Genomic DNA, 12,755 nt, shown 5'->3' on the forward strand with positions numbered 1-12,755 from the left:
CAACTAATTAGATTAGTCTTCTTTTGTTTCGTCTTCAGCAATTTTTTCTTCATCACTATCTGGAGCTTGATTCATAAATTGCGCTGCTTGGGCCATTGCTTCTTCTAAAACTTGCATTTTTGCTTCTAGACCAGCATAATCTTCTTTTTCTAATAATTCTTTAATTTCTTTTACCATTATTTCTGTTTGCTCAATTTGCTCTGGGGCCATTTTATCACGGTTCCCAACTAACGCTTGATCAATTGTTGCTAAGTATGTTTCTGCTTTATTACGTAATTCAATATTTTTTAATTTTGATTCATCTTTTTCTTTATTTTCTTCGGCTTCACGAACCATTTTTTGAATTTCTTCTTCACTTAACCCTTGACCACTTGTAATTGTCACTGATTGTTCTTGGTTTGTTTTTAAGTCTTTTGCCGAAACTGAGACAATTCCGTTTGCATCAATTGAAAATTTAACTTCAATTTGTGGCATTCCTTTTGACGCTGGTTCAATTCCTGATAATTGGAAACGACCTAACGTTTTATTATCGGCCGCTAATTTACGTTCTCCTTGTAAGACATGGATATCAACAGCAGGTTGATTATCAACAGCAGTTGAGAATACTTGTGCTTTTGAAGTTGGGATTGTTGTATTACGAGGAATTAAGACCGTTGAGACTCCCCCTAATGTTTCAATTCCTAATGATAATGGTGTCACATCAAGCAATAAAACATCTTTAACATCTCCAGCTAAAACCCCACCTTGAATTGCAGCTCCCATCGCTACAACTTCATCTGGGTTAATTGTACGGTTTGGTTCTTTATTTAATTCTTTTTTAATTACTGCTTGAACAGCAGGAATTCTTGTACTTCCTCCAACTAATAGAACTTGATCAATATCACTTGGTTTTAATTTTGCATCAGCTAATGCTTTTCGGACTGGTTCAATTGTTCTTTCTACTAGACCTTTTGTCATTTCATCAAATTTAGCACGTGTTAAAGTTAAATTCATATGTAATGGATTTCCATCACGAGCTGTAATAAATGGGGCTGCAATTTCAACTTGTAATTGTGCTGATAAATTCTTTTTCGCTTTTTCAGCTTCTTCTTTTAGACGTTGCATTGCCATTTTATCTGTTGTTAAATCAATGCCATTTTCTTTTTTAAATTCTTCAACCATTCAATTGATGATAACTTCATCAAAGTCATCTCCCCCTAAATGGTTATCTCCTGAAGTTGATAATACTTCAAATGTTCCATCAGCTAAATCAAGGATCGAAACGTCAAATGTTCCTCCCCCTAAGTCGTAAACTAAAACTTTTTGTTCTTTATCTGTTTTATCAATTCCATATGCTAAAGCAGCAGCAGTTGGTTCGTTAATAATTCTTTCAACATCTAACCCAGCAATTTTCCCAGCATCTTTTGTTGCTTGACGTTGAGCATCATTAAAGTAAGCTGGAACAGTAATAACTGCTTTGGTAACTGGTTGACCAATTTTCTTTTCGGCAAAAGTTTTTAAGTAACGTAAAATTTCAGCTGAAATTTGTTCTGGTGTATAACTTTTACCATTAATATCTACTTTTTCATTAGTTCCCATTTTTCTTTTAATTGAACTAATTGTATTTGGGTTAGTTACTGCTTGACGTTTAGCAGCATCCCCAACAATAATTTCTCCATTTTTAAATGAAACTACTGAGGGAGTTGTACGTTGCCCTTCTGGATTTTCTAAAACCTTAAATTCCTTTCCTTCCATGACAGCAACACAAGAGTTTGTAGTTCCTAAATCAATTCCAATAATTTTTGACATAATATCATTCCTTCCTTTTCTGCATTTATTTTCTCATAATTTATTTTTTTAATTTTTTATTTTGCGACTTCTACCGCGGTATGGCGTAAGACACGACCATGTAAGTAATAACCTTTTTGCAAGACACGAATAATTGACCCTGATTTTACTTCTTGGCTTTCAATTGTTTCAATTGCCGCATGTAACTGCGGATTAAATTCGTCACCTGTTTTGACTGGAATTTCAACAATTCCCTCTTCACTAAATGTTAATTTAATTAATTTATAGATCATTTCAAACCCGGTTAAAAAGTTTTTAACTTCACTACTGACATTTTCAACTTCTAAAGCCCGTTCAAAGTTATCTAACACTGGTAATAATTTTTCGGCAAAACCAAAGGCACGGAATCGTTTAACTTCACCAAGTTCTTCATGAATTCGTTTCTTTAAATTTTCCCCATCAGCTAAAACCAACAACTTTTCTTCGCGTAAGCGATTGTTATCTTTTAATAATAAGTCAATTTCTTGTTCTAATTCAGAGATAACAACTTCCAAATTATCTTTAACTTCCGTAATTTTTGTTAAACCTTCTTCGGCTGGATCTAATTCATGACGAATATTTTTACTTGTTAAATCTTGATTTTTAACAAGTTCACTACGTAAATGTTCAATTTTTTCTTTTAACTTTGATGGTGAAGTATCATTTATATTTTCTTTACTCACTTTTTAGACCTCCTTCTCTTATTCTTGATATGTTTCTCGGATTTTATTAGCTAATCACTCAAGAATTTCATGAACCTTATCATATTCCAATCGTTTTGGTCCTACTAAGGCAATTCCTCCTTCTTGAACATTATCAACTTTATATGTTGTTGATAATAAGGCAACATCATCATTGCCATTATCAAGTTGGATTTCATTACCAATTTGAATTGAAACAGCATTACTTTTACCATTTTGAACTTTTTTAAAAAAGTTAAACGGTGAAACATTTTCAATAAACTGAATAATTTGTTTAATTCGTTCTGGATTATTATATTCAGGATTTTGTAACATATACTGCATCCCATGGGTTGAATATGATGGTTTAATAATACTTGTTAAGGCATTAGCAAATTGTTTTAAAATATATTCATGGTGTTGAACTTGTTGTTCTAAAATTGGGCGAATCACCTCAAATTTAGCTGATAATTCATTTAATTTGGTATTTTCCAACCGCGTATTAAATAATTCAATTGAAATTTGTAAGTCTTCAATTGAAATATTATCATCAATTGTGAACAACTTGTTTTGAACATGGCCATTTGATAAAACAAAGATAATTAAAGTTTGTTTATCTGAAATTGGTAATAACTCCAATTTTTTTAACCGTTCTTCTTGAAAGTTAGGTCCAACAACTACTGTTGTTAAATTTGTCATTTCACTAAGAATTTGGCCTGTTTGATCTAAAATATCATTAATTGTCATATTTCGGTTTGAAAACAATAACTCAATCCGGTTTTTAATATCATCAATATTTTTACTATGCATTAAATTATCAACATAATAACGATAACCTTTTGTTGAAGGAATTCGTCCTGAAGAAGCATGTTCTTTTTCTAAAAAACCCTCTTTTTCAAGTAATGCACAATCATTGCGAATTGTTGCCGAAGAAGCATCAATTAAATCTGCTTCCATTATTGTTTTACTACCAACTGGCTGTGCTGTTTTTGTATATTCCTCAACAATAATCTTTAGAATATTAGCTTGTCGTGATGTTAACATATCAGCACCTCCTTTTCCAAATAATATTCTGGCAATTAACACTATTTAGTGCTAACAATAACATTATAAATTATCATTTCAATAATTCAAGTGCTAATTTAATTTTGTGCTGGTTTTTATTACTAATTCTTTATTATCAACATCAATTGTGTATGAATTATCTTCTTTAATTTCTTCGGTAATAATTGCGCGAGCAATTAGCGTTTCAATGTTGCGTTGAATATAACGTTTGATTGGTCGAGCCCCAAATTCCCGATCATAACCTTCAGTAATGATCTTTTCTAAAACAGCTTCGGAAAATACTAATCGAATATTTTTATTTGTTTCAATTCGTTGTGTTAATTCCCCTAATTCTTTTTCAACAATCTCTTTAATAATTTCTTTTGATAAAGCACTAAAGACAATAACATTATCAATACGGTTTAAAAACTCTGGTTTGAAATGTTTTGCTAATTCTTTTTGAATTTTCACCCCAACCCCTTCATTGTTTTCATTTAATAAATATTCTGATCCAATATTTGAAGTCATAATAATGATTGTATTTTTAAAGTCAACGGTTTTACCAAGGCCATCAGTAATACGACCATCATCTAAAATTTGTAATAAAATGTTTAATACTTCAGGATTAGCTTTTTCAATTTCATCAAATAACACAATTGAATATGGGTTACGACGAACGGCTTCTGTTAATTGTCCTCCTTGTTCATAACCAACATAGCCCGGAGGTGCTCCAATTAAGCGGCTTACGGCATGTTTTTCCATATATTCTGACATATCTAGTCGCACCATTTGTTTTTCTGAATTAAATAAGACATATGCCAAACTACGAGCAATTTCTGTTTTACCAACTCCAGTTGGTCCTAAAAAAAGAAAACTTCCAATTGGTTTGTCAGGGTCTTTAATGCCACTACGGCTTCTTAAGATTGCATCAGCAACAGCTTCAATTGCTTCATTTTGACCACGGACTCTTTTTCGTAAAATTTTATTTAAATTTAATAATTTACTTTTTTCTTTTTCAACTAAGCGATCAACAGGAATCCCTGTTCATTTGCCAACAATTTTAGCGATATCACGTTCTGTCACATCTTCTTTTAATAAATGTGATTCCGAAGCCATCTGTTCTTCTTGGTGTAATTTTTCTTCTAATGCTGGTAATAATGAATATTTAATTTCCCCAGCACGATTAAAGTCCCCTGTTAACTGGGCTAAATCTAGTTCTTTTTTTAATTTTTCAACTTGTGATTTAACTTCTTTTAGATTTTTGATGGCATTTTTTTCACTATTTCATTGCGCTTCTAGTTTTTCTTGTTTTACTTTTAATGGCGCTAATTCTGTTTCAATATCAGCTAAACGACCTTTTGAAATTTGATCAGCTTCTTTTTGCAACGCTGCTTTTTCAATTTCTAACTGAATAATTTTACGATTTAATGTATCTAATTCTGTTGGAACTGAGGCAATTTCCGTTTTAATTGTCGCTGATGCTTCATCAACTAAATCAATTGCTTTATCAGGTAAAAAACGATCACTAATATAACGTGAAGATAAGTTAACCGCCGCAACTAAAGCATTATCATGGATCTTAACCCCATGATAAGTTTCAAAACGCTCTTTTAATCCCCGCAAAATTGATATACTTTCTTCAATGGTTGGTTCATTAACCATTACTTTTTGAAATCTTCGTTCTAACGCCGCATCTTTTTCAATGTATAAGCGATGTTCATCTAAAGTTGTGGCCCCGATACAGTGTAGTTCACCACGGGCCAACATTGGTTTTAATAAGTTTCCAGCGTCCATGCTTCCTTGCGTTTTACCTGCTCCAACAATTAAGTGTAGCTCATCAATAAATAAGATAATTTCTCCATTTGATTCTTTAACTTTATTCATAATAGCTTTTAATCGTTCTTCAAATTCCCCTTGGAATTTAGCCCCAGCAATTAAAGCTCCCATATCTAATTCATAAATTACTTTATTTTTTAAATTACTTGGAACATCTCCTTTAATAATACGTTGGGCTAAGCCTTCAACGATGGCTGTTTTCCCAACCCCTGGTTCCCCAATTAAAACGGGATTATTTTTAGTTTTCCGTGATAAAATTCGAATAACACGATTGATTTCATCATCACGGCCAATAATTGGTTCTAATTTACCAATACTTGCCTCTTTATTTAAGTTTTTGGTAAATTTTTCAAGAATTTTTGGATCTTTGCCTGGTTCATACTGTTGTTGAAATTCCATAATACCTACCTCCCTAGTTAGCACTCGTTTATTATGATTGCTAATATATCTTAATCATAGCAGATATTCTAGCAAATACAAGGTATTACTGCTAAAATTATCAAAATTTTCCAATTATAATAAATATTGGATATAATTAATGTGGAAATAGTAAGGTGGGATAACAATGCAATTACAACATTTAAATAAGAAGCGCTTAATTTTAATTGACCTTGATGGCACAACATTAATGAATGATGGAGTAACAATTCACCCAACAACATTAACTGTCTTACAAAAAGCGACAATGGATGGTCATAAAGTTTGTATCATTACTGGACGCCCATACCGGGCAAGTATTCGTTTTTATCGTCAATTAGGCTTAGATACACTATTAAATAATTTTGATGGTGGTCATATTCATGATCCGTTAAAACGAGAATTTAAACGAATTGTCTTTTCAATTTCCTATGATGTTATTATTGGGATCATAAATCATCCCAATATTATTGGTAAACTTGATAACTTACTAATTGAGCACTATGACAAAGCAATTTGTTGAAAAAAAGATGCCACAATTGAAAACTATTTTCATCTTGATAATGAAATTGATGATGAATATTTTATTGCTAACCCTTATGAACTATGACGTGGTCCTGCTAGTAATATGGCCTTATATCTTAAAGATGAAAAAGACAAAGATACAATTTTTCGGGCTTTAGAAAATTATAAAAATTCAGTTCATGCCCACATTGGGGCAAAAAGTAACGATGGTAAATTAATGATTAATATTACTAATAAAATTGTTTCAAAAGGTTTTACCGCTGTTATTTTAGCCCAATACTATAATGTTGATATTCGTGATGTGATTGCTTTTGGTGATGAGTTGAATGATCAACAAATGTTAGAAGCTGTTGGCTACGGGGTGGCCATGAAAAATGGTAATGACGCCCTAAAAACTGTAGCACGGGGAATTACCCATTTAACTAATGAAGAAGGTGGGGTTGGTCACTATTTAGAAAAACTACTGGCTGGAGAAGAAGTATAAAAAAATAGGTTTAGTTATTAAACCTATTTTTTTATGATAATAAATAATTATCTTTTAAAGCACTAGTAAAAAATTCATTTAAAATTTCTCAATTTAGTCCTTTTTTATCGTCTGGTGTTAAAAATCATTGGACAAAAGATTCAGCAAATAATTCACTATTCCCCCCATAATTTTTAACTCCACTACGGCCATATTCTGACTGAACAAATGATCATGCTGCTAATGTTTGTTGTTTGGGAAAAGCGCTACTAATTCCTGCTCGTTCCCCTAAATATTTGACAAGATAATCATTAGGATCAACTTTATTAACATATATTTCGACATCGCCCCCAATTGAATCTAACTTTGAACAAACACCTGGTTTGGGATTAAAATTACTATGAATTAAATTACGGCTTCCTTTTAAAATATATGCAAAATTAGCTAACGCATGTCCTGTTTCATGAACAACTACTTCACTATTATCGGGAGCCGCTCATCATCCTTGATCATACTGTTTTTTTGAAAGACTGGCCTGACCAACTAAAGGTCCAAAGACAATACATTGGAAAAATCCGCGGCGATCAGCTAACCTATTAGTATAAGCTATAGAGTCTTCAAGCACATCTAATATTTGAATATTATAAAGTAATTTTTCAAACATTTCTTGACCATATAGGTTATAAAAAGCATTATAGAATTTTAAGATATTATTTTTAAAATTCACTTGATCCCCAAAATCTGCTTGTTGACTTAAACTTGTCAATTCATATTGATAATAGCTATTATTTCTTAAGGCTTGTTCAATTTGTCTTAGGTCGGTAAATTTTGGGTTACTAACTAATTTATTAAAATTATTAACCGCTTGCGAACTAGCCTTATAAATCATGTTGCTTTCACAACGTTTAATTAAAGCAACATCATCGTTATTAATGTCAGGAACAACTCGATGCTGATTGTTTAAAATTAGATTGTCGGATGCCAATTGATTTAATAATTCTTCTGAATTATTTTCTCGACTTAAATCGACTTTTTCTGAACTATGATTTTGATATAGTAGACAATTTGTTGCATAAGGATTTTGTTGACTTGCGACACTAGTAAAGTACCAGACAACAATCCCAATAATTGTCCCAGCAACAATTGCTGAAACTAAAATAATTATTAAAACTAAATTTTTTGTAGTTTTAACCATCTTTTTTTCCCCCTTTAAAAATAATTTTTACGCTTGAATAACTTAATTTATTATATTACATTAAATAATTCTGGATAAATATTTTCATACATATTTAAACTACTAATTAATTTAATGGTACTTCTTGCTAATTTAACTTTTGGTAACAAAATATTTTGCTGTAAATGACTAAGTTTATGGGCGCTAACAACTGGCTGAATATTAAAATATTTAACTCATAATAAGATTAGCTGAAAAACAGTACAATTATATTTTTCAGCTTCTGCTTGTAAAGTTTTTTGTGATAATAAACCGCTACATTTTAAACCTCTCAACACCGCATAACCCTGAACTAAAATATTTTTATTTTGACAAAATTAAATCCGGTCTCATCGTTGGTTAAATGGGCTAAATTCTATTTGATTAATTTCAGGATAGCAGCCTGTTTTGGCATATAATAATTTAATCATATCTTTGTCAAAATTGCTAACTCCAACCGTCCGGATTAATCCTGCTTTTTTAAGGGTCAATAACTCTTGATAAGCTTTAATTGTTGCTTCAAAATTAAGACTAGGATGATGTAATAAAACAATATCCAAATAATCTAATTGCAGATTTTCTAATGCTTGGTAGACAACTTTTTTAGTTTGATTTTTCTCAACACTATGAGCACTTATTTTTGTCGCAATAATTAAGTCTGTGCGCTCATGATGGGTTTCATTAAGATAATGCTTAATTGCTCGCCCGATTATTTTCTCATTTTGATATTCTTCCGCGCTATCAATTATTTCATACCCATTTTTTAAAGCATTAATAATGACATTTTCATCTTCAATGTCCATAGTTCCCAACACAACTTTTTCCACTTGGTTCAACATTTTAATACCTCCATCTATTAATTAATAATAAATTTAGTACTATTGTTACTTACTATAATGAACTAATAATTCATCCATTGTTTTTCTAATTGGATATTTTGAAATGATTTGATGATAAATATTGTTATAGCCAATAAATGAATTCACGACAAATTCATCATTTATTACTGTTAGTGGTTTTAAAACTGTTCCACCAGTTAAACTTGCGGCAAAAAACATCGTACTTTCATCTTGAACTAAATCATGTTCAGTGAAAATTGTATTAAAAGTCAATTTTTTTTGTTGTAAGACCTTTTGTTCAATTCCAACCCGTTCTAATGTTTCTGGTTCATTTGGCCAGATTTGATCATATCCAACTAATTTTGCTCACATTTGATGGTTTGTTGCAATTGCAAGAGAAGCCATTAAAACCCCTTCAGGGGCACCCCCAGTCCCATATAAAAAATCCGCTTTTCTTAGGGCCACATCAATAGCCCCTAACACATCTCCTTCTTTAATCAACCACACTTGAATCCCTAAGGTACGCATTTTAGCAATTATTGCTTGATGACGTGGTTTATCCAAAATAATACATGATAAATTTGGTTTAATTGAAACTAATTTTTTAAGAATTTCAAAAATTTCTAAATTAAAATCAACATATTTTGCTAAATTTTTGCCAATAAATAATTTTTCCATATACATTTCAGGAATTTGCAACATTGAATCTGATTTCGCAATGGCAATGCATGAAATTGAACCTTCTTCATTTTTACTAGCAGGCGAAGTTCCCTCAATTGGATCAACAGCAATATCAATTGTAATAGCTTGATTTTCCGTAAACGTTTGGCCCTGGTATAACATTGGTGCCGCATCCAATTCTCCTTCACCAATTGCAATTTTTGCTTTAGCATTGTTATTTGTTAATAGTCTATTAATAATATCGACCGCTTTTTGATCTAGGGTATTTTTGTCATGTTTTCCAACCAATGGTGACGCGGCAATGACAGCTAATTCAACCGCTCGTAAAAATAAAAGACTATTTGTTTCCATACTTTTCCTCGCCCATCTAATTATTTCTTTTTTGTTATTATAATTTAATCATAAAAAAATAAGGTTTGCGCGAATAATTTTATCTTTTTAAAATTTTTTTTCGGCAAAACCTTATTTATTTTTTTCTATTCTTTATTAGTTTTATCAATTAATTTATCTTTTGCTTTTTCATCATGTAAGGAATCAACCACTTCAACCTTATGAAAGAGTTCGGATAAGGCCTTACGTCAACCGACTTCTGTAGCAAAAATAATATATTCATTAATTGAAATCAAGAAGGTACAAAAAATAATTGGAATAACATAAATTCAATAATATCATGTTGGTGGTAAAATTTCGGTTGGAACGCCAATCGCAATAAATAAGTATTGGAAGACTGGTGTTCAAAAGAACATTAATAACTGCGTTGCTGTTGTATAAGTTGGTCCCGCTTTTGATAACCCTGAATAATACAGCATTCGCCCTGTTCCCATAATAACTCCTCCACATAAGAAGATTATTAAATATTGATAATATTGAAAATTACTAAATATTTGATAACCAACTCAAAAACCTTGATGAGGATTATCAACTAACGCTGCGATTGGTAACCCAAAAACTAACATAATAAGCGCTGATGAACCAGTTTTAATTGAAACTGCTTCTTTGTCAGTAAATTTAACTTTTGAGCTACGCATTAAATGTGACATTCCTAATGCTTCTAAAGAATATAATCCAGCTGTTACTAACGCTAAACACATTCCCCCAATTGAACTTCAACTTAACCCTTGTTCAACAGCAAAGTTAATTGACATTCCAATAATTAATGTTGTTGAAAGAATTAAAGCAATTCATGTATATTTACTTTGACGGGCACGAAAGAAAATTATACTTCCAACTGCTGCTAAAATAACATTTAAATTTAATAATAAATTTGGGACAGTTCCATCAACTTTTCCAGCTGCATTAATTGTCATTAAGACTGCTAATTGTAAAAAAATCATTGCGAATGGTCCCCCAAGGAATCCAAATAAAATAATTAATCACGCTGTTTTATGACGTAATTTTTTAAAATAACGAATAAAATTAGTCGGTTTATAAAATAAAAACATTACAACTGCTGCCATTATTTCTTGTATTGTTACATAAAAAGTTGTATTTAAAGTTGAATTTAAATCACCATAACCTCCATTTGCCGGCAGGATATATAATAGTAATGGCACAAGGGAATAAATTACGGCCGCAATAAGACCATGGGAAATTCCAACAATTACTGTTTTTTTTGATTTAATTTTTTTAAACTCAGCGGCTGAAACTAACTGAGTGGCTTTTGGTTTTTCAAGTTTTCTTAGACTCATTCTTGTTTTTTCCCTCTTCTATTTAATTTTCTATATTGTGCTTGTTTTGAAAAAAAATAATTACAATTATTTCTTATTACTATAACATAAAAAAAAATAAATAGTTAAAAATATTAAAATATTTTTACATTTTAAGCATTTTAAGCATATACTAATTATTGTATAGTTAAAGTAACTTAGGAGTCATGACGGTGGAAAAGAAACGAAAAATTACCCAACAAGAATATGAAAATATTAAAGAAAATATTCGCCAAGCACAAAAAACCTTAAAACATTGTATTAATCAAACTGAATTAACACGAAAAAATATCAAAAAACGATTGGCAAAATTAGAAGCAAATCCTGATCAAAAAAAAGAATTTAAACTGAAAGTTGCTCTTGAACAATTAAAAATTACAGAAAAAAGCACAATTAATAAATTAGTTGAAAAGATTGTTGAATACGAACAAGAATTAATTATTGCTGAAAATTACTTAAATATTAAAAATCCGATTGCCGTTTTAAAACCCAATTATAAAAGCAAAAAAGAGAAAATTCCCTTTTCATTAAAAAAATATTTTCAAGTCACAAACTGAAAAAATTATGGTTATATATTTTTAGCAGCTTTAATTGCAACAATTGCTTTTGATTATTTCTTTTCACCAAGTCGAATTTTGCCTCCCGGAATTGGAGCCCTAGGACGTATTTTTGCCCAATTTATTTTTCCACCATTAAGTATTGATAATATCAATAATTCTAATCTACTATATTACATCTTTTTTATTGTCTTAAATATTCCTTTAATTATTTTTAGTTGAAAGGTTCTTGGTGTTAGTTTTACTCTTAAAAGTCTAATGTATATGATTGGTCAAATCCTATTTCATATTATTATTAATGGGATTGGCTCATATCATGGTATTCCTTATCTTAATTCAAATGACTTTTACTTTTTACAAAATCTAAATACAATAAAAGATCAAACAATCCTTGACCTATGAATTTTCTTTTTTGGATTAATTGGAGCTATTTTAACTGGTATTGCTTATGGAATGTTATATAAAGTTGGTTCTTGCCCAGGAGGAACCGACTTTATTAATAACTATATTGCTCGAAAAAAAGAAAAACCAATTGGTAATATTTCAATTTTGGTTAATAGCATAATACTATTAGGGTCTTGAGCAATTAGCTATGGGATTAAATCAAATACACCTAACCCTAGTTTTGGTCTTTACTACTTCTCAGCCCCACTCTTTGCTTCATTTATGGTTATTTTTATTACTGGTTTGGTTGCCAACAAAATTTTCCCTCGCTATCGTAATACAACATTATTTATTATTTCCGAAAAACCAATTCTTGTTTCAGACCGATTAAAAACAAAAGGAATTCATAATCAATGCGCTTGAAAAGTAGATTGAACATTTGATGATAATATTAGAGATGATAGTATTCTAATTATGATTACAATTCCGCTAGTTTTTTTTCGGGAAATAAAAGAAACTGTTCTACTAGCTGACCCTGGAGCCATTATTCGTTCCCAATCAGCATATAAAATTGGGGAAATGCCCCGGGATAAAAAATAAGGAG

The 12,755-nt window shown here is 30.8% G+C and carries 11 protein-coding genes; 2 read left to right on the forward strand and 9 right to left on the reverse strand.

The window, feature by feature from the left end:
• Positions 1-12: 12 nt before the first annotated feature.
• The 4 genes from dnaK to SCHRY_RS04275 form a co-directional block, all read right to left on the reverse strand.
• Positions 13-1,788, reverse strand: coding sequence for a molecular chaperone DnaK (gene dnaK, locus SCHRY_RS04260; RefSeq protein WP_016339227.1), 1,776 nt, complete (start codon positions 1,786-1,788; stop codon positions 13-15).
• Positions 1,789-1,844: 56 nt separating this feature from the next.
• Entirely contained in the window at positions 1,845-2,489 is a 645-nt protein-coding gene (locus tag SCHRY_RS04265; RefSeq protein ID WP_016339228.1) for a nucleotide exchange factor GrpE, read from the reverse strand.
• An 18-nt stretch (positions 2,490-2,507) separates the two neighbouring features.
• Positions 2,508-3,530, reverse strand: a complete 1,023-nt coding sequence (gene hrcA / locus SCHRY_RS04270) for a heat-inducible transcriptional repressor HrcA (protein ID WP_016339229.1) — start codon at positions 3,528-3,530, stop codon at positions 2,508-2,510.
• A gap of 93 nt (positions 3,531-3,623) precedes the next feature.
• Entirely contained in the window at positions 3,624-5,765 is a 2,142-nt protein-coding gene (locus tag SCHRY_RS04275; protein WP_016339230.1) for an ATP-dependent Clp protease ATP-binding subunit, read from the reverse strand.
• 166 nt (positions 5,766-5,931) lie between these two features.
• Between SCHRY_RS04275 and SCHRY_RS04280 the strand changes: the two genes are divergently transcribed.
• Positions 5,932-6,792: a Cof-type HAD-IIB family hydrolase gene (locus SCHRY_RS04280; RefSeq protein ID WP_016339231.1), complete on the forward strand. Its 861-nt coding sequence runs from the start codon at positions 5,932-5,934 to the stop codon at positions 6,790-6,792.
• Positions 6,793-6,823: 31 nt separating this feature from the next.
• On the opposite strand, the gene SCHRY_RS04285 is transcribed toward SCHRY_RS04280, so the two are convergent.
• The 5 genes from SCHRY_RS04285 to SCHRY_RS04300 all read right to left on the reverse strand — a co-directional run bounded on the left by SCHRY_RS04285 (position 6,824) and on the right by SCHRY_RS04300 (position 11,192).
• A complete protein-coding gene (locus SCHRY_RS04285) occupies positions 6,824-7,966 on the reverse strand; it encodes a hypothetical protein (protein ID WP_016339232.1) in 1,143 nt (380 codons plus the stop codon).
• Between the two features lie 50 nt (positions 7,967-8,016).
• Entirely contained in the window at positions 8,017-8,283 is a 267-nt protein-coding gene (locus SCHRY_RS05600; protein WP_236607986.1) for a hypothetical protein, read from the reverse strand.
• A gap of 39 nt (positions 8,284-8,322) precedes the next feature.
• Positions 8,323-8,823, reverse strand: a complete 501-nt coding sequence (locus SCHRY_RS05605; RefSeq protein ID WP_016339233.1) for an aldo/keto reductase — start codon at positions 8,821-8,823, stop codon at positions 8,323-8,325.
• A gap of 45 nt (positions 8,824-8,868) precedes the next feature.
• A complete protein-coding gene (locus SCHRY_RS04295) occupies positions 8,869-9,855 on the reverse strand; it encodes a fructose-bisphosphatase class II (protein WP_016339234.1) in 987 nt (328 codons plus the stop codon).
• A 125-nt stretch (positions 9,856-9,980) separates the two neighbouring features.
• Complete coding sequence (locus tag SCHRY_RS04300) at positions 9,981-11,192, reverse strand: hypothetical protein (RefSeq protein WP_016339235.1); 1,212 nt, start codon at positions 11,190-11,192, stop codon at positions 9,981-9,983.
• A gap of 185 nt (positions 11,193-11,377) precedes the next feature.
• Here SCHRY_RS04300 and SCHRY_RS04305 point away from each other — a divergent pair, with 185 nt between their 5' ends.
• The gene (locus SCHRY_RS04305; protein ID WP_236607987.1) at positions 11,378-12,751 is read left to right on the forward strand and encodes a YitT family protein; all 1,374 of its coding nucleotides are present in this window, start codon (positions 11,378-11,380) and stop codon (positions 12,749-12,751) included.
• Positions 12,752-12,755: the final 4 nt, after the last annotated feature.

The sequence above is a fragment of the Spiroplasma chrysopicola DF-1 genome, from assembly GCF_000400935.1.
GTDB classification, from domain to species: Bacteria; Bacillota_I; Bacilli_A; order Mycoplasmatales; family Mycoplasmataceae; genus Spiroplasma; species Spiroplasma chrysopicola.